This window comes from Candidatus Poriferisodalis multihospitum (genome assembly GCF_028283155.1).
GTDB lineage: Bacteria > Actinomycetota > Acidimicrobiia > Acidimicrobiales > Poriferisodalaceae > Poriferisodalis > Poriferisodalis multihospitum.
In genome coordinates this window covers 37,394-58,831 of the sequence record NZ_JAPYOK010000120.1, presented here as the reverse complement: position 1 = coordinate 58,831, position 21,438 = coordinate 37,394, and the positions used below count along the sequence as shown (strand labels likewise).

Annotated in this window: 14 protein-coding genes, 1 tRNA gene and 1 pseudogene; 13 read left to right on the top strand and 3 right to left on the bottom strand. The window is 68.1% G+C overall.

Annotated features, from left to right (window positions below; all coding sequences use genetic code 11):
- Positions 1-104 precede the first annotated feature (104 nt).
- A complete protein-coding gene (gene trpS / locus VI480_RS14605; protein WP_323673595.1) occupies positions 105-1,106 on the bottom strand; it encodes a tryptophan--tRNA ligase in 1,002 nt (333 codons plus the stop codon).
- Positions 1,107-1,191: 85 nt separating this feature from the next.
- Here trpS and VI480_RS14600 point away from each other — a divergent pair, with 85 nt between their 5' ends.
- The 7 genes from VI480_RS14600 to VI480_RS14570 all read left to right on the top strand — a co-directional run bounded on the left by VI480_RS14600 (position 1,192) and on the right by VI480_RS14570 (position 11,583).
- Positions 1,192-2,037 (top strand): ScpA family protein, encoded by an 846-nt coding sequence (locus tag VI480_RS14600; RefSeq protein WP_323673594.1) that lies wholly within the window; start codon positions 1,192-1,194, stop codon positions 2,035-2,037.
- A 70-nt stretch (positions 2,038-2,107) separates the two neighbouring features.
- Positions 2,108-2,947: an SMC-Scp complex subunit ScpB gene (scpB, locus tag VI480_RS14595; protein WP_323673593.1), complete on the top strand. Its 840-nt coding sequence runs from the start codon at positions 2,108-2,110 to the stop codon at positions 2,945-2,947.
- Positions 2,948-2,949: 2 nt separating this feature from the next.
- Entirely contained in the window at positions 2,950-3,786 is an 837-nt protein-coding gene (locus tag VI480_RS14590; RefSeq protein ID WP_323673592.1) for a pseudouridine synthase, read from the top strand.
- A 173-nt stretch (positions 3,787-3,959) separates the two neighbouring features.
- Positions 3,960-7,589 (top strand): indolepyruvate ferredoxin oxidoreductase family protein, encoded by a 3,630-nt coding sequence (locus VI480_RS14585; RefSeq protein WP_323673591.1) that lies wholly within the window; start codon positions 3,960-3,962, stop codon positions 7,587-7,589.
- 72 nt (positions 7,590-7,661) lie between these two features.
- A complete protein-coding gene (locus tag VI480_RS14580; RefSeq protein WP_323673590.1) occupies positions 7,662-8,804 on the top strand; it encodes a prephenate dehydrogenase/arogenate dehydrogenase family protein in 1,143 nt (380 codons plus the stop codon).
- A complete protein-coding gene (gene aroA / locus VI480_RS14575; RefSeq protein ID WP_323673589.1) occupies positions 8,801-10,891 on the top strand; it encodes a 3-phosphoshikimate 1-carboxyvinyltransferase in 2,091 nt (696 codons plus the stop codon). Before VI480_RS14580 ends, aroA begins: the two co-directional genes overlap by 4 nt.
- Complete coding sequence (locus VI480_RS14570) at positions 10,888-11,583, top strand: lysophospholipid acyltransferase family protein (RefSeq protein ID WP_323673588.1); 696 nt, start codon at positions 10,888-10,890, stop codon at positions 11,581-11,583. Before aroA ends, VI480_RS14570 begins: the two co-directional genes overlap by 4 nt.
- 15 nt (positions 11,584-11,598) lie before the next feature.
- Here the strand turns inward: VI480_RS14570 and ispH are convergent, their stop codons facing one another.
- The gene (gene ispH, locus VI480_RS14565) at positions 11,599-12,642 is read right to left on the bottom strand and encodes a 4-hydroxy-3-methylbut-2-enyl diphosphate reductase (RefSeq protein ID WP_323673587.1); all 1,044 of its coding nucleotides are present in this window, start codon (positions 12,640-12,642) and stop codon (positions 11,599-11,601) included.
- 86 nt (positions 12,643-12,728) lie between these two features.
- Between ispH and VI480_RS14560 the strand changes: the two genes are divergently transcribed.
- The 5 genes and pseudogenes from VI480_RS14560 (at position 12,729) to VI480_RS14540 (ending at position 17,260) form a co-directional block, all read left to right on the top strand.
- Positions 12,729-14,399 carry a DUF512 domain-containing protein gene (locus tag VI480_RS14560; RefSeq protein ID WP_323673586.1) on the top strand — a complete coding sequence of 557 codons (1,671 nt, stop codon included), beginning with the start codon at positions 12,729-12,731 and terminating at the stop codon, positions 14,397-14,399.
- Positions 14,396-15,787, top strand: a complete 1,392-nt coding sequence (gene der, locus VI480_RS14555) for a ribosome biogenesis GTPase Der (RefSeq protein ID WP_323673585.1) — start codon at positions 14,396-14,398, stop codon at positions 15,785-15,787. Before VI480_RS14560 ends, der begins: the two co-directional genes overlap by 4 nt.
- Positions 15,788-16,082: 295 nt before the next feature.
- Positions 16,083-16,160: transfer RNA gene (locus tag VI480_RS14550), tRNA-Pro, on the top strand.
- Between the two features lie 14 nt (positions 16,161-16,174).
- Entirely contained in the window at positions 16,175-16,783 is a 609-nt protein-coding gene (locus tag VI480_RS14545; protein ID WP_323673584.1) for a DUF6642 family protein, read from the top strand.
- A gap of 60 nt (positions 16,784-16,843) precedes the next feature.
- A pseudogene (locus VI480_RS14540) lies at positions 16,844-17,260 on the top strand (DUF427 domain-containing protein).
- Positions 17,261-17,288: 28 nt separating this feature from the next.
- On the opposite strand, the gene VI480_RS14535 reads toward VI480_RS14540, so the two are convergent.
- The gene (locus VI480_RS14535) at positions 17,289-18,563 is read right to left on the bottom strand and encodes an NAD(P)/FAD-dependent oxidoreductase (protein ID WP_323673583.1); all 1,275 of its coding nucleotides are present in this window, start codon (positions 18,561-18,563) and stop codon (positions 17,289-17,291) included.
- 321 nt (positions 18,564-18,884) lie between these two features.
- Between VI480_RS14535 and VI480_RS14530 the strand changes: the two genes are divergently transcribed.
- Positions 18,885-21,359, top strand: a complete 2,475-nt coding sequence (locus VI480_RS14530) for a ribonucleoside-diphosphate reductase subunit alpha (RefSeq protein ID WP_323673582.1) — start codon at positions 18,885-18,887, stop codon at positions 21,357-21,359.
- Positions 21,360-21,438 lie beyond the last annotated feature (79 nt).

Sequence of the window (21,438 nt, the reverse complement as noted above, 5' to 3'; positions counted from 1 at the left end):
GAGAACAGATGCATGTGGAGAGCAGCCGAGTTCGTCGACTTCGTGCTGGCCTAGCTGCCACCCGCTTTTTTGGGGCACTTGACCTGTTACTTGGGCAGGAAGCCTTACTTAGGCAGGAAGCCCATCGCTTCCTTGGCGCGGGCCAAGGTGCCGCACGCCACGGCCTCGGCTTTGTCGGCACCGGCGGCGATGATGCGGGCGAGCTCTGCGGGATCTGCGTCGAGCTCGGCCTTCTTCGCGGCGATGGGCTCGAGCATGGCGACGACCGCGTCCGCAGTATCGGTTTTGAGAGCCCCGTACTGGCTGTAGCCCGCCGCAGAGTCCGCAGGGCTCCGGCCCGTTGCGGCACCCAGGATCGACAGCAGGTTCGACACTCCTGGCTTGGCCTCGGGGTCGTAGCGCACCTCGGACTCCGAGTCGGTCACGGCCCTGGCGAATTTGCGTGCGATGTCGGCATGATCATCGAAGATGCCGATCGAGCCTTGGGGGCTCTCGGCCGACTTGGACATCTTCGAGGTGGGGTTCTGCAGATCCATGACGCGGGCGCCGACCGTGGGGATGGCAGCCTCAGGGACAACGAACGTGTCGCCGTAGCGGGAGTTGAACCGCTGCGCCACGTCACGTGTCAGCTCGAGGTGCTGGCGTTGGTCGTCGCCGACGGGGACGCGATCGGCGTCGTAGATCAAGATGTCCGCCGCCATCAGCGCGGGGTACGTGAACAGGCCGGCTGAGACATGGTCGCCGCCCATCTCGCCCCCTTCCGAGCGTGCCGATTTGTCCTTGAACTGGGTCATGCGGCGCAGCTCGCCGAGCGACACTGTGCACTCCAGCAGCCACGACAGCTCCGTGTGCTGAGGCACGTGGCTCTGCACGAACAGGGTGCAAACCTCGGGATCGAGGCCGACCGAGATCAGCGTGGCCATCGTGCCCAGGGTGGCCTCGCGCAGCTGGGTCGGATCCTGCTGGACGGTGACGGCATGCAGGTCGACGGCGCAGTAGAAGGCGTCGGCATCGTGCTGGTCGATCGCCCACTGGCGCAGCGCCCCGAGGTAGTTGCCGAGGTGAACGTCGCCGGTGGGCTGGATGCCCGAGAGCACTCGTGTCATGGCGCCGGACGGTACCGGGTAGCGCCCGAAGAAACCCGCCAAATATCCCGGGCCCCGCAGGCATGCCGCGGTACCTTCGGGCCGCGTGGCCCACGAGGTTCGCACGGAGGCCTTCGCGGGCCCGCTGGATGTGCTGGTGAAGCTGGTCGTGTCCCAGGAGGTGGACATCTGGGAGGTGTCGTTGACGCGCCTGGTCGACGACTTCGTCGCCGTCATGGCCGCAGTCGAATTCCCCGACACTGCAGACCGTGCACCGCGCAGCGAGGCTGTCGGTGCGCCTGCGAGTGACCGCAGGATCGACATGGACGCTGCCAGCGAGTTCGCCCTGCTGGCTGCGACGCTGATCGAGCTGAAATCCCGCCGGCTGCTGCCCGCCCCGCCGGTCGAATTGGATCTGGAGGACGAACTGGCGGCCTACGGCATGCGCGATGCGGCATTGGCACGGCTGGTCGAGGGGCGCACGTTTGGCGCCGCAGCGAGGCTGCTGCGCGAACGCTGGGATGCCGCGGCGCTGCAATGGCCCCGCACGGCGGGGCCCCCTGAACGATTCTTGGTGTTCGCGCCAGACCTGCTGGCCGGCGCCTCACGAGACGACATCACTGCGGCGATGGAACGGGTGCTTGCGCCGCGGCCGGTGCCGCGCGTCGATGTCAGCCACCTGAGGGCAGCCGGCATCACGGTCGACGAGGCCGCGGCCAAGATCATCGAGCAGCTTGCTGACACGGGCACGGCCACCTTCCGTGAACTCACCTGCGACGTGACCGAGCGCATCGTGGTGGTCGTGTACTTCCTGGCCGTGCTGGAGCTGTTCGGATCGGGGCTTGTCGAGCTGACTCAAGCCGAGCGTTTTGGCGACATCGGCGTGGACTGGATCGGCGACGGCGCGGCACTGCCGGTTGCGGCCGGCGGTTACGGGGAAGACGCCGCGTGAGCGCTGTCATATCGGCCGTCGGACGCTTGCGTCTCGAGATCGCGGCGGGCCGCTGCGGCGGAGTTGCTCTGTGAGCGAGCAGCACCCGCCGGTCGAATCTGCGCGCGGCCTGCGGCTCGTCAGCGATGAGGGACGCACGGTTGCCGATCCGCCTGCGCCGTCGGCGGAGCACTCTCCTGGCTCGCCTGCGTCGGGGACCCCGGCGCATCCCCCCTCCCATCCGTCGATGCCCTCCGGGCACAACCAGTCAGTCAACGGCTCGTCGATGTCGCAGCACGGGCTCGCAGAGGGCGCCACGGGCATCGAGACCGGCGACATGCGGCCCGGTGAGCAGCGGACTCTCGACGACGACGTGCTGTACGCGGCCATCGAGGCCGTGCTGATGGTCGCGACCGAGCCGGTGCCGGCCGAAGTGCTGGCTGCGGTCATCGGGGCCCCGGCGACGTCGGTCCAAGCGGTCTGCAACGAGCTGGCACGGGAGTACGCACAGGCCGAGCGCGGCTTCACCCTGATGCAGGTGGCTGGCGGATACCAGTTGCAGACCGCCGCAGAAGTCGCGGAGTACGTGGAACGCTTCGTGGGGAGCCGCCGATCGGCTCGCCTGTCTGCAGCAGCGATGGAGACGCTGGCCGTGGTCGCCTACAAGCAGCCCGTCTCACGGGCGCAGATCAGCGCCATCCGGGGCGTCAACGCCGACGGCGTGGTCCGCACGCTCGCAGATCAGGGCTACATCGCCGAGGTCGCGCGTGATCCGGGTCCGGGCAATGCTGCCCTGCTCGGGACAACGCCGATCTTCCTGGAGCGACTGAGCCTTCGCAGCCTCGACGACCTGCCGTCGCTGGCGGAGCTGCGCGTCGACGGCGATGCCATGGAGGCCATGGATCGCCTCGCAGCCGACAAGCACGGCTAGCAGTGCCGCAGGACGGCCAACAAGACAGCGCTGAGCGAGAGCTGGGCCACAGCGCGCCCGATGTCGGCGATGCAGTGCCGCAGGACGGCCAACAAGAACAGGCCGAGCGGCTGCACAAGGTCATGGCCCGTTGCGGTGTTGCCAGCCGTCGCAGTTGCGAGGAGCTGATCGCCGCGGGACGCGTCACGGTCAACGGCACGATCGCCCGGGTCGGAGACCGAGCGGAACCGGCAGATCTGATCGAAGTCGACGGTGCGGTCGTCACGTGGGACGCGGCGATGGTCCACTACTTGGTGAACAAACCGCGCGGCGTGCTCAGTGCAGCATCGGACGACCGGGGGAGGCGCTGCGTGACCGATCTGGTGCCTGCTGCAGTTCGCGTGTATCCGGTCGGGCGGCTGGATGCCGACTCCGAAGGGCTGATCATCGTGACCAACGACGGCGAGCTGACGCACCGGCTGACGCATCCGTCCTGGGGGGTCCCCAAGGAGTATCTCGCCCACGTGGACGGGATGCCAGCACGCGGTGCGTTAGCGCAGCTGCGCACAGGCGTCGCGCTGGACGATGGGCCCACAGCACCTGCCGTGGTTTCCATGCCCCAGCCGTCGGTGCTGCGCATCGTGATACACGAAGGCCGCAACCGCCAGATCCGGCGCATGTGCGATGCCGTGGGGCATCCGGTCGTGCGACTGGTGCGCACGCGCATCGGGTCGCTCACCGATCCGGCATTGCGTCCCGGGGAACACCGACCGCTCACTGCCGACGAGGTCCGAGAACTGCACCGCGCCGCCAAGAGGCTGAGCCCCGGGCCCGAGCGGCCCGCAAGCGGAGCGAGCTAGAGCGGCGAGCGCAGGGCGCACCTGCCCGCGCAGCAGTGCGCTGCGTCTTGGCCGGCACGGGGTGCGGTTCGGCGTCTTCGCTGTGCCACAAGCAGCGACCACAATGGATGTGACGTACGAAGGGCCTGTGGCATGACCGTCCCGAACCGTTGCCAGCACAAGAGAGTGCACAGATGAGCCTCGCTGAGACGTACCGGCTGTCGGGGCGCTACACCGACGACGGCGGCACCACGTTCATGACCGGGCTGCAAGCCTTGGCTCGCCTGCCGATCGAACAGCTGCGGGCCGACCGGCGTGCGGGCCTGCGCACGGCGGCGTTCGTGTCGGGCTATCCGGGTTCGCCCCTCGGCGGCTACGACGCCGCTGTGGCGGCTGCCCGCAAAGCGACGGATCTGCCGATCGTGCATTCGCCGGCCGTCAACGAGGATCAGGCTGCGACTGCTGTCATGGGCAGCCAGCTGGCCACCACCCGACCCGATGCCGCCTACGACGGCGTCGTCGGGCTCTGGTACGGCAAGGCGCCCGGCGTCGACCGCGCGACCGATGCGCTGCGACATGCTGTCTTCGCGGGCACTGATCCTCGCGGTGGCGCGGTGGCCATTGCCGGCGACGACCCCGCCGCCAAGAGCTCCACGATCCCGTCGAGCTCGGCTGGGTCGATGGCCGACCTGCACATCCCGGTGCTTTACCCGGGCACGCCCGCCGAGGCGCTCGATCTCGGTCGCCATGCCATCGCCATGTCCCGGACGACGGGGCTGTGGACGAGCCTCAAGATCGTGGCCGATGTGGCGGACGGTGCTGCGACGGTCCTGCTGGATCCTGACCGATTCGATCCGGTTATCCCGCTTGTCGACGGCGAACCGTACCGCCACCGGCCCGACGGCTATCTCCTCACGCCCCACACGGTCGACATCGAGCGCGAGATCGTCGAGGTCCGCTACGAGCTCGCCATCGCGTACGCCGCGGCTAACCGCTTGAACGACGCCACGGTCGATCCGCCCGACGCCTGGATTGCGATCGTGGCCTCAGGCATCACCTACCGCGAGGTTCGCGAGGCACTGCGGCGGCTGGGCCTCGACAGCGATGAATCGGTCGCCGAGTCCGGCGTCCGGCTCGTGCGGATGGGCATGCCGATCCCGTTCAGCCCCGATCGGGCCCGGCACTTCGCCCGCGGGGTCACGGAGATCTTCGTGATCGAAGAGAAGAGCCCCAATATCGAGTCCTTGCTCAAAGACTCCCTCTACAACCAATCGCACCATCCCCGCATCGTCGGCAAGACCGACGAGTACGACCGGACGCTGCTCGGTTCGTACGGAGCGCTGACCGCAGACGATCTCATCGGGCCGCTGCGCGGGCGGCTGGAGGGTCGCATCGGTGACCGGCTGGTGCCGCGCCAGCCCGAACGCGTGCGTATCGAGCTTCCCCTCGCATTGCCCCCCGAGCAGAGCCGCTCGCCGTACTTCTGCTCGGGCTGCCCGCACAATCGCTCGACCGAGGTGCCCGACGGTGCCGTGGTGGGCGCCGGGATCGGCTGTCACACGATGGCACTGTTCATGGACCCGGAGCGGGTCGGCGACATCGTGAGCTTGACGTGCATGGGCCAGGAGGGCACGCAGTGGATCGGCATGTCGCCGTTCGTCGAGACGCAGCACATCTTCCAGAACCTGGGTGACGGCACCTACTTCCACAGCGGTCAGCTGGCGATCGCCGGCGCGGTGGCCTCCGGCGTCAACATCACTTACAAGCTGCTGTGGAACCGGGCTGTCGCCATGACGGGCGGGCAGGATCCCGCTGGGCAGCTGGAGGTGCCCGACGTGGCGGCCGGGCTGCTGGCGGGGGGTGTGGCCAGGGTGCTCATCACCACCGACGACCCTGCCGCCTATCGCGGCCGTGCGGTGCCCGCCGGTGTCGAGGTGTGGCATCGCGATCGTTTGACCGAGGCCCAGGAGCTGCTCGCCGGCATCGACGGCGTCACGGTGCTGATCCACGATCAGCAGTGCGCAGCCGAGGCGCGGCGGGGCCGCAAGCGCGGCTCACAGCCCACGCCGCCCAAGCGAGTGCTCATCAACGAGCGAATCTGTGAGGGCTGCGGCGACTGCGGTGCCAAGAGCAACTGCCTGTCGGTGCAGCCCGTCGACACCTTCTTCGGGCGCAAGACCCGCATCGATCAGACGTCGTGCAACCTCGACTACTCGTGCCTCGACGGCGATTGCCCATCGTTCATGACGGTGACCGAGCCGGGGCCATTCCGCACCGCGGTGCGCGAGATGCTGGCGCCGCTGCGGCGCAAGCAGCCGACGGGCGGCAACGACGGTTCCGGCGATGGCGCTCGAACCGAGCCGCCTGCTGAGCTGCCCGATCCGGTGCCGCTCGTCGGGCCCGACGAGGTGTCGGTGCGCATGTGCGGGATCGGCGGGACCGGCGTGGTGACGGTCAACCAGGTGCTCGGCACGGCGGCGATGTTCGATGGCTTCGAGGTGCGAGGTCTCGACCAGATCGGGTTGTCGCAGAAGGCGGGCACTGTGGTGGGCGATCTGCGGCTGAAGCGGATCGGCGGGCCGGCCACGGCACGCCTCGGCAGCGGTCAGGCCGACGTGATCGTGGCGTTCGACCTGCTCGTAGCGGCATCAGCGGCGGGACTCGAGGTCGCCGATCCGACCCGGACGATGGTTGTCGGGTCGACATCGCCGACGCCGACCGGTGCCATGGTCGCCGATCCGAGTATCGACATGCCTGCGACCTCCGAGCTGCTTGAGCGGGTGGCTGCGGTCACCGTCGACGGCAGGCAGCACTGGGCCGATGTTGCTTCGCTGGTGACTGCGCTCTGCGGCTCGGCGGTGACAGCGAATGTGTTTGTCGTGGGCATGGCCGTCCAGGCGGGCGCGCTGCCGATCACGCCGGCGAGCGTGGAGGCGGCCATTGAGCTGAACGGCGTTGCGGTCGACCAGAATCTCGCTGCATTCCGCTGGGGCCGGACGATGATCTGCGATCCGGGTATGGTGACCGCGGCCGCGGCGCAGGGCACCGTGAGCGCAGCGGGTCCTGACGCGAGCATTGCCACAGACACCGGTCCTGACATCGCGGTGCCGGAGCGCGTGGCGGCCCGCATCGACGAATTGACCGAGGGGCTGGCCGGCGAAGTATCAGCGGGAGATCTCCATGGGCTGCGTGAGGCACTGCGCCAGTACGCAGCCGAGCTGTGCGCATACCAGTCGGACAAGCTGGCGGCGCAGTTTCTCGACGCAGTCGAACGCGTGGCGAGGGCAGATCGGGCGGCGGGGGACCGCTCCGGCCGGCTGACTGCGGCTGCTGCCGCAGGGCACTTCAAGCTGATGGCCTACAAGGACGAGTACGAGGTGGCCCGGCTCATGTCCGATCCTGAGGCGAACGCGGCGGCACGGGAATTGGCTGCGTCCGTCGGCGGCACGGTCTCGTGGAGCCTGCACCCACCGCTGCTGCGTGCACTGGGGCGTACCGGCAAGATCCGGTTCTCGACGGCGTGGCGGCCAGTATTCGCGCTGCTGGCGCGAGGCAAGCGCCTCCGGGGACGATGGTGCGATCCGTTCGGTCACACTGAAGTTCGCCGGACCGAGCGGGAGCTGCCTGGCGAGTACCGGGCAGCGCTCGACGCGGCGCTCGAAGCGCTGGAACGGGATGCAGGCGCGGCCCGGTATGAACAGGCCGTCGCCATCGCCGGGCTGGCCGAGCTGGTCCGCGGCTACGAGGACATCAAGATGGCCGCCGTGGACGCCTTCCGTTCGGAACTGGCGGCCCATGTCGCCGGGCTGGCGCCGCCCGACTGAGCCGCCGGAGCCCATCAGGAATCTCGCCGGCCCAAACCGGGGACGATCAGAGCCATCGGTACCCTTCGTTGCGTGGCCGCGAGTTCCGCCGAGACAACGCAATTGCCGTCGCCTGCCGGCGCAGCGGCGGCGCCGCGCTCCAACGAGCCGTCTGGCCGCGCCCAAGTGGTGGGCACGGGCCTGATCGGCGGATCCGTCGCAGCGGCACTGCGAAAGTCGGGATGGCATGTGACGGGGCGCGACGCCGTCGGTGATCACGCGCAGCGGGCACTCGAGCTCGGTTGTCTCGATGCCGTGGGCACCGACCCGGAGGCGACGTTCTGTGTGGTGGCAGTGCCCGCGGCGATGCTGGCCGAGCAGGTCGCGATCGCCCTCGCCGACACTGCTGCTGCGGGCGCGGTGGTGACCGACACCGGCAGCGTCAAGACGCCGGTCGCCCAGGCGATCGCCGATGCTCGCTTCGTGCCGGGCCATCCGATGGCCGGCTCGGAACAAGACGGCATCGAAGGCGCGAACCCCGACATGTTCGCCGGCGCGGTGTGGGCCCTGACGCCGAATGAGACCACCGACGACAGCTCCTTGCGCGCCTGCCAGGCAGTGCTGGCGGGCTTCGGGTCTGACGTCGTGACCATGACGCCCGAACGGCACGACGCCCTCGTTGCGGTGGTGAGCCATGTGCCGCACCTCGCCGCCGCTTCGCTGATGTGCCTCGCCGACGATCGAGCCCTCGATGACGCGCCGCTGCTGCGCCTGGCTGCCGGCGGCTTCCGGGACATGACCCGGATCGCCGCTGGCCACCCCGGCATCTGGCTGGACATCTGCGGCGAGAACCGCGATGCCATCGTGAGCGTGCTCGACGAACTGTCAGAGCGTCTGACGCAGATGCGCGAGGTAGTGGCGGGAGCGGACCGTGACGGCCTGCGGGCCGTGCTCACACAGGCGCGGCGCGCTCGCACCAACCTGCCGTCGCGCTATGTGCGGCCCCAGGAGCTGCTGGAAGTGCGGGTGCCGATCCCGGACCGCAAGGGCCAGATCGCGGCCATCACCATGCTCGCGGCGGACTGCGACGTGAACGTGGCCGACATCGAGGTGGCTCACTCACCCGAGGGCGCCGAGGGCGTGCTGGTGCTCGTAGTCGCACGCACCGAGGCGCAGCGCTTTCTCGCGGCCTTGGCCGGGCAGGGTTACCACCCCACCACGCGCGATCTGGCATGAGCGCGGGTCGGGTCATCGGGGTCATCGACCCTTTCACCAACGGTGCGTCGGGCACGGCGCTGCTGCCGGGTTCCAAGAGCATCACGAACAGGGCCGTGCTGTGCGCGGCCTTGGCCATCGGACGCAGCACGCTCGACGGAGTCCTGTTCGCAGATGACACCGACGCAATGATCGAAGCGGTCACTGCGCTCGGTGCGGTAGTGCGGGTGAATCGCGGCAAACGTCGGCTTGTCATCGATGGCATCGGCGGTGCGCAATCTCGCTTCCCCAGTTCGCCAGATGAGCCGGTCATGGTGCACGCGCGTTCATCAGGAACGACAGCCCGCTTCATCCTGCCCGTGGTTGCAGCTCTCGGCGGCCGCTGGCTGCTTGACGGCGACCCCCAGCTGCGGGCGCGTCCCCAGGATGACCTGCTGGCGGCACAACGCTCGCTGGGTGCCAGAGTGCACGAGCTGGGCGAGCACGGCTGCTTGCCGATCCAGGTGTCGTCGGCGCCCGTCGACGATGAGGCTGCCGCCCTGCGCCATATCCGAATCAGGGCCGATGCTTCCAGCCAGTACGCGAGCGGCCTGCTGCTTGCCGGCCCCCTGCGTGGCGGCATTCATGTGGAGATCGATTCCGAATTCGGCGCCGTCAGCCGCCCGTACATCGACATGACGGTGGCGGTCATGGAGGCTTTTGGCGCCATCGTGACCGTCCCGAGTGCCGACCGCTTCGTGGTGACCGAGGGCCACTACCGGGCCGCCGATTACGTGATCGAGCCGGATGCCTCCGCTGCGAGCTACGTCTGGGCAGCGGCGGCGCTGTGCGGCGGCGAGGTGCGTGTCGAAGGGCTCGGCAGCCACAGCATCCAAGGCGACGTGCGATTCGCTGAGGTCCTAGGCGAGATGGGAGCGGACGTCACCGTCAGCGACGACGCCATAGCGGTCGGTACGCCGCCGAGCGGAGCGTTGCAGGCAGGCTCATTCGACTTGCGCGACTTCTCCGATACCGCCCAGACGCTGGCTGCGGTGGCAGCGTTCGCCGAGGGCACGACCTCCATCGGCGGCATCGGCTTCATCCGCCGCAAGGAGACCGACCGCATCGGCAACACGGCGACCGAGCTCGTCAAGCGCGGCGTCGACGCCGTAGCCGAGCACGACGGCATCACCATCCACGGGAATCCCTTCGGGCTTCGGGCGGGTCTGGTGGACTGTCACGGCGATCACCGCATGGCGATGGCGATGTCGCTGATGGGCCTGCGTGTGGCCGGGATCGACATCGACGATCCCGATTGCGTCGCCAAGACGTTCCCCGACTTCTTCGATGTCATCGAGGCGCTGCGGGGCTCGCCGGAACCAGTCCCGGAGTCGCAGGTGACGGTGATCGCGATCGACGGTCCCGCCGCCTCCGGCAAGTCCAGCGTGGCTCGAGCCGTCGCCGGCGAGCTCGAGATGGACTACCTCGACACGGGCGCGATGTACCGGGCCGTGGCGTGGGCGGCCTTGCAAGCTGGAGTCGATCTCGCCGACCTCACAGCGGTGGCGAGCATTGCCCGCAATGCCGATATCCAGATTTCCACCGTGAGCGACGCCCAGCGCGTGACCGTGGACGGTGCCGATGCCACGGCGGCGATACGCAGCGCAGAGGTGGATCGCAACGTGAGCGTCGTTGCTGCCAACCCGCAGGTGCGGTGGGTGCTGACCCGACGCCAGCGCGACTGGGCGAGCCTCGTCGGCGGGGGGGTGATGGAGGGCCGCGACATCGGCAGCGTGGTGTTCCCTGACGCTCTGCTGAAGGTATTCCTCACTGCTGCACCTGCGGAGCGCGCCCGCCGTCGCCTCGCCCAGCAGGCCGACTCGGCGGGCGGCGTCGACGATGCGAGTCACGACGACGGAGCTGTCGCAGCTTTGGCCGCGGAGTTGAGCGAGCGGGATCGGCTCGACTCTGGCAGGGCCGACTCGCCGCTGCAGGTGGCACCCCGAGCGGTCATTGTCGATACGAGCGAGCTGTCCCGGCATGAGGCCGTCGCGACGATCGCCGAGTTGTACCGCCGTGCAGCCGGGCTCCAGGCCCCGATCCGCCCCAGCTCGGTTCAGGGCCGATGAGCGGACCCGACGGACCCGAGACCGATCTGCGCGACGGGCCGCTCAACATGGCCGTCTACAGGATCATGAAGTACGCGATCTGGGGTGTCTTCCGGGCGTGGAACCGTATCTCGGTCGACGGGCTGGCGAACCTGCCCGATGGCCCGTGCGTATGGGTGCCCAACCATCGCAGCTACATCGACACGCCGATCCATGCAGCGATACCTGCCCGGATGCGCGTCATGGGCAAGGACTCGATGTGGAAGTACCGCTTTCCGGGCTGGCTGTTCACGACGATCGGCTGCTTCCCGGTGAACCGCGACGCACCCGATCGGGCTGCGCTGCGGACCGCGCTGGATGCCCTGACCCATGGCGACGGGCCGGTGGTGATGTTCGGCGAGGGCGAGCGCAAGGACGGCCCGCGGGTGCTGCCGCTCATGGACGGGCCCGTGTACCTGGCGGCGCGGGCGCAAGTCCCGATCGTGCCCGTCGGCATTGGCGGAACTGCCGCAGCCATGCCGAGAGGCGCCAAGTTCATGTACCCCCGCCGGATCAAGTTCATCGTCGGCGAGCCGATGGACCCACCGCCGCTGGGACCGAGTGGCCGGGCATCGCGACGAGCGATACGCGAGCTCACCGAGGAGCTGCGCGAGCGTATCCAGGCGCTCTACGACCAAGCCCAAGCCGCCGTCGGCGCCCCCAACCTGCGCTGAAGGCTCTGCGTCGCCTCAGTACTCCGTGGTGACGAGCGTGGCGAGGACACCGCTCGCCGCCGTCGTCCTGTCAACCGCGCCCAGTCGTGCCCGTGGCGGCACGGCGAGGCTGGCATGAACGGCGGCCTCCATGGCATCCAGCAGGTCGCGCAGCTCTCGCGGCGGGGGGAAGTACTCGTCCTCGTCGGTGATCGTCACCTCGGTAGTGCCCCCAGCGGGCGCCAGGCGTGCGATCACCGCATCCACGAGCTCTTCCGGCGCGGAAGCCCCGGCGGTGACTCCTACCGTGCCGCGCAGGTCGTCGGGCAGCTCAGCGGCGGCGTTCACCCGCAGCACGCGCTCGCAGCCTGACTCCGCTGCCACCTTGGCCAATGCCATGGTGTTCGACGAGTTCGCTGAGCCGATGACGACCACGGCGTCACAGGCCGCAGCGATCTCGGCCAGTGCGCTTTGCCGATTGGTCGTGGCGAAGCACAAGTCGGAGCGACCCGGCATCCAGACGTCGCCGAAGCGATCCTTTGCGGCTTCGGCAACGTCGGACCAGTCGCGGTGGCTGAGCGTGGTCTGGGCCAGCACAGCCACGGGTGCGTCGGTGTCGTCGAGCAAGTCGACATCGGCAGGTTCCGAGACCAGTGAGATCGACTCGGGCGCCACCGCCATCGTCCCGACCGCCTCGTCATGGCCTTCGTGGCCTACATAGACGACCCTGAAGCCCTTGCCGGCACGTACGCGGACCTCGTGGTGCACCTTGGTCACCAAGGGGCAGACGGCGTCCACCACGTAGCCGCCGCGCCGCCGGGCCTCGGCGACCACTTCGGGTGCCGAACCGTGCGCTGAGAGCATGAGCGGCCGGCCGGCCGGCACTTCGGCGACGTCGTCGACGAACACCACGCCGAGTCGCTCGAAGCGATCCACCACGAGGCGGTTGTGGACGATCTCGTGGTAGCAGTACACCGGCGCCGGGAATGAGCGAACGAGCCAGGCGAGCGCCTTGATGGCCATTTCGACGCCGGCGCAGAAGCCACGGGGCGCCGCCAGCAGCACCCGGTCCACAGCCACGGCTGTGACGCTACCGACGGTGTGAGAGGTTCCTATCCTGAACCCTGAGGCTGAGCCGAAAGGCGAAGCCGTGGCCCGAGCGGCCCGTGAGCGATAGCGAACAAGAGCGGGAAATGATGGCCGAGCAACGAGGACGTGAGCCCGTCCGCGCGCCCTCCGGCCACCGGCCGGTTGTGGTGGCGGTGGAGCCCGGCTCGGCGGCCGAGATCGCCGGGCTGGCCCCTGGCGACGAGGTGGTGTCGATCTCCGGTGTTGCTCCGACCGACGTGATCGCCTGGCAGTTGCTGCTCGATGAGGCCGATCCCACGCTGGCCGTGCTGCGCGACGGGCACGAGATTGCCATGGACATACCGAAAGACGCCGGCGTCCCGCTCGGCGCCGAGGTGCATGCCGCGATCTTCGACCGGGTGCAGACCTGTGACAACCACTGCGAGTTCTGCTTCATCTATCAGCTGCCGCCGGGGCTGCGCCGGAGCCTCTATCTCAAGGACGACGACTACCGGCTGTCGTTCCTGTATGGCAATTTCACGACGCTTACCCGTTTCACCGAGCTGGATCTCGAGCGGGTGCTGGACGAGCGCTTGTCACCGCTGTATGTGTCGATTCATGCCACCGATCCAGCGGTGCGGGCTCGGATGCTCCGCAATCCGCGTGGCGCGACAAGCCTGCGCTGGCTGAGCGCGTTGCTCGATGGCGGCATCGAGGTTCACGGCCAGGTGGTGGTGTGCCCGGGCGTGAACGACGGGCAGGTGCTGGCCGACACGCTGGCAGGCGTGCTCGACCGCTACCCGTCGTTGGCCACGTTGGCGGTGGTACCGCTGGGGGTCAGCGCTCACCAGCGGGAGCCCGCCATGCGCCCTCACACTGCGGCGGAAGCGGCGGCAGTCGTGGACCTCTGCGAGGGGTGGCAGCAGCGTTGTGTGGAGGTGCTCGGTCGCCGCCTGGTGTTCGCCGCGGATGAGTACTACCTGCTCGCCGACCGACCCTTTCCTGCGGCCGAAACCTACGGCGACTTCCCGATGCACGAGGACGGCATCGGCATGGCGAGGGCGTTCGAGCGGGAGTTCTGGGCCGCCGGTGAGAGCACGCCCAACGGGGACATCAGGCAGCGCGCGCCGGCCGCGGGATTCTTCTCGTGGGTGGACGGGGCGCCGGCGGAGGGCTACCGCGCAGTGCGGATGCCCGGACATGGCGCAAACCGCAGCGGCGAGATCGACGTCGATGGGTTGCCGCTCAGTCGCGGGCCGACGTCGACACCAGTGGCCGTGACACTGCGGGGATCACCCCGTCATGGCTCTTCTCGAACGATCCACCCGACCGACGGCGAGCCCGCCAGGCAGCGCATCGGGATCCTGACGGGCAGCTACGGAGCTGCCGTGCTGGCACCCCTGGTGAGTCAGTGGCACGCCCATGCCACGTCCCAACAGAAGGGGAGTGCGCCTCGCGCACGGGTCATCGAAGTGCCCAACCGGTTCTTCGGCGGCAACATCGGCGTGACTGGCTTGCTCGCCGGCGTCGACATCGCCGCGGTGTTGGCCGCCGAGCCGGTCGAGCATCGCTACCTGCTGCCCGATGTCTGCCTGTCGGGCGGGAAGTTCCTCGACGGCATGACACCCGCCGAGCTGCCCCGGCTCGTCGAGGTCATCCCCACCAACGGCGGCGCCCTGCGGGAGCTGCTCGACGCTTCGGCCTCAGCCCAGTCCGATGCGGCTCCGGCGCGCGGCACTGCAACTCACCCAGCAGGTGTCTCGCGATGAACGTCGGTCTGCCCGTCGTCGGCATCGTGGGTCGGCCCAACGTCGGCAAGTCCACGCTGTTCAACCGGCTCGTGGGGCGTCGCGATGCCGTGGTGGCGCCCGAGCCCGGCGTGACGCGCGACCGCAAGGCGGCCGAGGCCGCTTGGCGAGGGCACCCTTTCGTCGTGGTGGACACCGGCGGGTGGTCTGCAGACGGCGACACGCTCGACAACAAGGTGTCCGAGCAGAGCGAGCGCGCGATGGGCGATGCCGACGTGCTGCTGCTGGTAGTGGATGTCACTGTCGGCATCACCGAGCCCGACGCTCGTATCGCCGCCATGCTGCGCCGCAGCGGCCGGCCGACTCTGGTGGTTGCCAACATGGCCGACAGCGGGGCCCGTGATGATGGCCGGTGGGAGTTCAACCGCCTGGGGCTTGGCGAAGCCTGGGCCGTGTCCGCCCTGCATGGCCGCAACGTCGGCGATGTGCTCGATCGCGTGCTGGAGTTGTTCGACCTTGATTCAGACGCCGACTCCGGCAGCTGTCCCGGCCGCCTCGACGCAGTCGCGAGTGCTGCCGAGAGGGCGACGCCAGACCGTGACGAATCCATCAGCGACAGCGAGGCCCTCGTCGAGGGCGAAGCGGCCGTGCCCGCAGTGGCGATCGTAGGCCGGCCCAATGTCGGCAAGTCGACACTGTTCAACCGGCTCATCGGCGACGAACGGTCGGTCGTCCACGACCGGCCCGGCACGACCCGCGACAGCATCGACACCCTTGTGGAAACCGAGGCGGGCCCGGTGCGGTTCGTGGACACCGCGGGCATGCGCCGCAAGGCCCGGGTGGACGCGGACACTGAGTACTACGCCAACTTGCGGGCACTGCGGGCCATCGATGCCTGCGACGTGTCGCTGCTGGTCATCGACGCCACTGAAGGAGTGACGGCACAGGACCAGCGTCTCGCCGAGCGCATCGACGCTGCTGGCTGTCCGATCGTGGTGCTGCTCAACAAATGGGAGACACTGGATGCCGAGCATCGTGAAGGCGTCTTAGGAGAGCTGGCGCGTCGCCTGCACTTCGTCGGCGAATCACCCGTGTTGCGCATCAGCGCGCTGACGGGTCGGGGCGTGCATCGGCTGGTGCCCGCAGTCTCTGCCGCGATGGAGGCATACGAATCGAGAGCGCCGACTGCCAAGGTGAACGAGATCGTCCAGCTCGCGCAGTCCGCACAGCCGGCGCCAGGCGGAGCACGGGTGCTGTACGCCACCCAAGCCGCAACGCAGCCGCCGACGTTCACGCTGTTCGCCAACCGGGAGCTCCCAGCTACCTACCTGCGATATCTTGAGCGCCGCTTGCGCGAAGAGCTGGGCCTAGCGAAGACGCCGCTCAAACTGCGAGTGCGCCGACGATGAGGCCGCTGGCCAGACGCGGAGCGGCCTCGACCGCCCAGCGGCAGAATCGCCGCCCGCTTCCAGACGGACCTCGTCATCCCGGCAGGCGCAGGAGCAGCGAAAGCGACCAGGCCCAGGAGCGGCGTTCGGGGGCGCCGTGGCACTTCTGGCTCGTCGTCATCATGGCGACCGTGTACTTGGGCTGGCGTGCGGTCGAAGGCGTCGTGTGGCTGATTCAGTGGTTCGCCGGCGTCATCAGTTGAGCGGCTCGACGTTGAACTGTCCATTCAACCCAGCCGGTATCGTGCCTGCGGAACGGGCTGTGGCGCAGTCTGGTTAGCGCACTGGTCTGGGGGACCAGGGGTCGGAGGTTCAAATCCTCTCAGCCCGACCACAGCGGGGTTTGTCATGGCAAAGGGTGTGCCAGCGGTTGCTCCGGGCGGCAGGGTGTCACGGCGGCTCGCCACAGGAGTCTTCGCATTTGAAGGCGACGACTCCGATGCGGATCTCCGCCAGCAGTTCGGCGTGGCCACGCTCCTGCAGACCGTCCGCGAGCTCAGCGGCCTGAAGTTCATCCGGCGCGACATCGGCACCGCGCCCGAGCTCTTCTACTACGTCCGCAAATGGACAGAGCAGCGCTACTGCGACTATCAGATCGGGCACTTCGGATTTCACGGCAAACCTGGAGAGCTCTGGCTGAGCGGCTCCGCCAAGGTGACCCTGGAGGAACTCGCCGACGTGCTCGATGGGCGGGCCGGCGGTCGGATCATCTATTTCAGCTCGTGCGAGATCATGGGCACCGACGACGCGGCCCTGCGGCGATTCCAGGAGCGATCCGGCGCCGCCGCGGTGATCGGCTTCCTCGAGCGGGTCGGCGGCAGCCTGGAACTGCCGGCATTCGAGCTCCTGCTGCTGCAGGCACTGAACGACGACACGAGGATGGACGCAGTGGAGGACCGCATCCGCAGCCAGCATCCCTATCTGTGCGAATTGCTCGGCCTCAAGATCATCAACTGATCTGTGCTCGATCAGGGCGCCCGGCGCAGCGAACGCATCATCGTCAGTGAGCGCAGTGCCATGATGTGGCCTGCAGCGACACGCTGCCGACGAAGGGGAGCGCTGATGAGCGAGACGGCAACTGAACATCGCAAGCCCGAGATTTCGGTTTTGCAGGAGCCAGGGCGGGTTACCGTCCGGGTTGGCGGCGTGGTCGTGGCCGATTCGACCTCGGCTCTGGTGCTGACCGAAGGACGGCTCCCGCCGCGCCACTACCTGCCGGTTTCAGACGTGAAGATGGAGTTGCTGCACCCGACTGTGCTGTCCACTCATTGACCGTGGAAGGGCGATGCCAGCTACTGGTCAGTAGCAGTCAAGGGTCAGAGCTATGAGGACATCGTGTGGTCCTATCCCGATCCGATCCCCGAGATGGCCGAGATCGCCGGTCTGATGAGCTTCTATGCCGAGCGTGACGAGGTGGACCAGACCGTCAGCTGAGGTCCGCGGCCGACGCGGTACGCACGCATCAGTTCAGCGTGGCCGCAAGCTCCAGCGCGTCGTCCCACGATGGGTGAGCTGCCAGGAGTCGGCGGAATCGCACGAACGGCCTGATCGCGTCGAGCGCCATGACCCCGCTCAGCCGGCCGTTGCGCCGGTAACCGGCCAAGAAGGAGCGGCCTGAATCCGGACCGCCCGTATCGGGGTCGTCTGCAGCCAATCCGACGAGCACCTCCACGTCGTCGTCGGCGTCGGGATGTCCAGCAATCTGGATTCGGGCGTCATATTGATCCGACCAGACAAATGGCACAGAGTTGTAGGGCTGCGCCTCTGCGGGGGCCACCAGGTTGCGGCCCACTGCCATGCCGTGCTCCACCGCTGCGGTCCAGTGCTCGACCCGGATCGGCCGGTCGCCGTGCCACGGGCTGAGCCACCCGTTGGGCGCCCGTGCCACGTCGCCGACGGCGTAAACGCCCGGGGGCCCGCAGCACAGCGTCGCATCGCAGACCACGCCGTTGTCGACCTGCAGGCCCGAGCCCTCCAGCCACGCCGTATTGGGCACCACCCCGATGCCCACGACCACCAGGTCGGCGGGGATCCGGCTGCCGTCCGCCATGGCGACGGCTTCCACCTGATCGGTTCCGAGCACGCCGTCTACCCCGACGCCGAGCCGCAGCTCGACGCCGTTGTGGCCGTGGAGGGCACCGACGCGTGTGCCCATCTCGGCACCCAGCCCGCGCACCAGCGGGGCCGGGGCCGCTTCGATGACCGTCACTTCGCAGCCGCGAGCCGCCGCAGAAGCGGCGACCTCCGAACCGATGAAGCCGCCGCCCACCACGGCGACCCGTGCGCCGGCGATGAGACCTTCCCGGATGGCCATCGAGTCGTCGAGGGTCCGCAGTGTGTGCACGCCTGCCATGTTCCCGACGCCGGGCAGCGGTCGAGCCGCTGCGCCCGTCGCGATGACGAGGCCGTCGAACGGCACTGTCTCGGCGTTCCCGCCCGCCGCCGGGGCGACCATGACGACGCGGGCGTCGGTGTCGAGCCCCACGGCGTGGGTGCTCAGCATGACCTCTACATCGAGGTCGTCGTAGGCGCCATCCGGGTCAAGGGCCAGCGTTCCGGGGTCTTGATCGCCGGTGAGGAACTCCTTGGAGAGGGGAGGCCGGTCGTAGGGGAGATGCGGCTCGGCGCCGATGAGCGTCAGCGGCCCGTCATGACCCGCGGCGCGCACGCTGTGCGCGGCGCGCGCACCTGCCAGCGACGCACCGACGATGACTATGCGTTTCGGGGAATTCGACACGCGAGCAGTGTGTCATCTCCGCGGGGAGGGATGACCGGTGGGCAGTGCCAACGCGGACAGACCGCGCGGCGGCGCGCCGCCGGCGGCCTCGTACTGCGCCAGTTGGCAGGGGATCGGGCCAAGGCGCGCAGCAGCTATCCGGGCGCGCTATAACTGTTCCTCACACCTGTGTAACTACGACAGTGTGATTTGAGCAGTCGCCGTCGCTCCCAAGCACTCGGACGGCACTGCATTCGGCGGGATGAGAGGGACGGAGACCGGCATGATCACCACACGTCGCACAGCGCATCTCGGTGCCTGTCTAGGTCAAGGCGCCGGCAGATGACCGTCACCGATGCATCTGCCGTCGACATCTCGCATCACGCTGACGCAGCGGACACTCCCGGAATGCGCGTGCAGAAGCGCGATGGTTCCATGCAGGCCGTCGATGTCAACAAGATCGTCCGCGCCGTCGAGCGCTGCGCCACCGAACTGGCCGGTGTCGATCCCATGCGGGTTGCGACGCGGACCATCTCGGGTCTTCATGACGGCGCCACCACCACCGAGCTCGACGAACTGTCGATTCGCACGGCCGCGGCGCTGATCTCTGAGGAACCGAACTACTCGAAGCTGGCCGCCCGCCTGCTGGCCACCTACATCGACAAGGAAGTCCGGAACCAGAACATTTACTCGTTCAGTCAGTCCATCTCCGAAGGCGGCGAGTGCGGACTCATCCATCCCGAGGTGGTGGCATTCGTCGCTGCAAACGCCCGCAAGCTCAACGATGCGGTCATAGCGCAGCGCAACGGCGACTTCGAGTTCTTCGGGCTCCGCACCGTGTACGACCGTTACCTGCTGCGGCATCCGCAGCGCCGGACGGTCATCGAGAACCCGCAGTACTTCCTGCTGCGCGTTGCCTGCGGTCTGTCGCAGACAGCCGAAGAGGCCATCGCGTTCTACGAGCTCATCTCCAGCCTGCGCTACCTGCCGTCGTCGCCCACGTTGTTCAACTCGGGCACGGCCCACCCGCAGATGTCGTCGTGCTATCTGCTCGACAGCCCCACCGATTCGCTCGAGGGCATCTACGACCGCTATTCCGACATCGCCAAGCTGTCAAAGTTCGCTGGCGGCATCGGGGTGGGCTGGCACCGGGTGCGGTCGCGCGGCTCGCTGATCAGCGGCACCAACGGCCTGTCGAACGGCATCGTGCCGTGGCTCAAGACGCTCGACTCGTCGGTTGCGGCGGTGAACCAGGGCGGCCGGCGCAAGGGCGCTGCATGTGTGTATCTCGAGTCGTGGCACGCCGATATCGAGGAGTTCCTGGAGCTGAAGGACTCGACCGGCGACCATGCCCGGCGCACCCACAACCTGAACTTGGCGAACTGGGTGCCCGACGAGTTCATGCGCCGGGTCGAGAACGACTGGCAGTGGTCGTTGTTCGATCCCAAGCAGGTACCGCATCTCACCGACCTGTACGGCGACGAGTTCACCGATGCGTACCGGGAAGCTGAAGCAGCCGGCTCGTACGAGCGGCAGGTGTCAGCCCGCGAGCTGTATAGCCGCATGATGCGCACGCTTGCCCAGACCGGCAATGGCTGGATGACATTCAAGGACGCCTCGAACGCCAAGTCCAACCAGACCGGCGAGCCCGGCAACGTCATCCATCTGTCGAACCTGTGCACGGAAATCCTCGAGGTCACCAGCGACGCCGAGACGGCGGTCTGCAACCTCGGCTCGGTCAATCTCGCCAAGTTCGTGCGGGAGAGCCCAGATGGCGGCAGAACTGTCGACTACGACGCACTGGGAGAGGTCGTGCGCACCGCGGTGCCCTACTTGGACCGCGTCATCGACATCAACTACTACCCGACGCCCGAGGCCGCCCGATCGAACGAGCGCTGGCGTCCGGTCGGGCTCGGCGTCATGGGCCTGCAGGACGTGTTCTTCCAGCTCAATCTGGCCTTCGACTCGCCTGAGGCGGTCGAGATTGCCGCTCGGATCGCCGAAGAGATCTACTACTGGGCGGTCTGGTCGAGCTGCGAGCTGGCTCGTAAGCACGGGCCGCACGGGGCGTTCGGCGAGACGCGAGCCGCTGGGGGAGAGCTGCAGTTCGACCTCTGGGACATCGAGCCGTCCCAACCCCAGCGCTGGGCCGAGCTGCGCGAGCGGATCGGCCAGCACGGGTTGCGCAACTCGCTGCTGGTGGCAGTTGCGCCCACTGCCACCATCGCGTCCATCGCTGGCTGCTACGAGTGCATCGAGCCGCAGGTGTCGAACCTGTTCAAGCGAGAAACGCTGTCGGGCGAGTTCATGCAGATCAATCGATATCTGGTACGCGAACTGCAACAGCGTGGCCTGTGGAGCGAGGCCATGGCCAACAAGATCAAGATGGCCGAGGGTTCGGTGCAGGCCATCGCCGAGATACCCGATGACCTCCGCTCGGTGTATCGCACTGCGTGGGAGCTGCCCCAGCGGGCGCTCATCGATATGGCCGCCGCACGAGGCGCCTTCATCGACCAGAGCCAATCGCTGAACCTGTTCATGGAGAGCCCCAACATCGGGAAGCTTTCCTCCATGTACATGCACGCCTGGAAATCAGGCCTGAAGACCACCTACTACCTGCGTTCCCGTCCGGCTACCCGCATCAACCAGACCACGACTGACGGCGCATCGGGCAGCAATGGCGCCCAGCGCAATGCGGGCCGGCCCAACGGCGGCACTGCAACCGAGGCCACCGTTTCGACCATGCCCGACACAGCAGCCGCCGAGGCCGTGGCGTGCTCGCTGGAGAACCCCGAGACCTGCGAAGCCTGCGAATGAGGCGTCGCGAGCTCATCGGCCGAACCACCTGACACAGACAGAGGATCCCCATGGCACTCGTGCAGACAGCGCCCGAATT

What these genes read in the sequence shown, in the direction of transcription:
- trpS (WP_323673595.1), bottom strand. Translation starts at nt 1,106, where the DNA reads ATGACACGAGTGCTCTCGGGCATCCAGCCCACCGGCGACGTTCACCTC.
- VI480_RS14585 (WP_323673591.1), top strand. Translation starts at nt 3,960, where the DNA reads ATGAGCCTCGCTGAGACGTACCGGCTGTCGGGGCGCTACACCGACGAC.
- aroA (WP_323673589.1), top strand. Translation starts at nt 8,801, where the DNA reads ATGAGCGCGGGTCGGGTCATCGGGGTCATCGACCCTTTCACCAACGGT.
- VI480_RS14570 (WP_323673588.1), top strand. Translation starts at nt 10,888, where the DNA reads ATGAGCGGACCCGACGGACCCGAGACCGATCTGCGCGACGGGCCGCTC.
- der (WP_323673585.1), top strand. Translation starts at nt 14,396, where the DNA reads ATGAACGTCGGTCTGCCCGTCGTCGGCATCGTGGGTCGGCCCAACGTC.
- VI480_RS14545 (WP_323673584.1), top strand. Translation starts at nt 16,175, where the DNA reads ATGGCAAAGGGTGTGCCAGCGGTTGCTCCGGGCGGCAGGGTGTCACGG.
- VI480_RS14530 (WP_323673582.1), top strand. Translation starts at nt 18,885, where the DNA reads ATGACCGTCACCGATGCATCTGCCGTCGACATCTCGCATCACGCTGAC.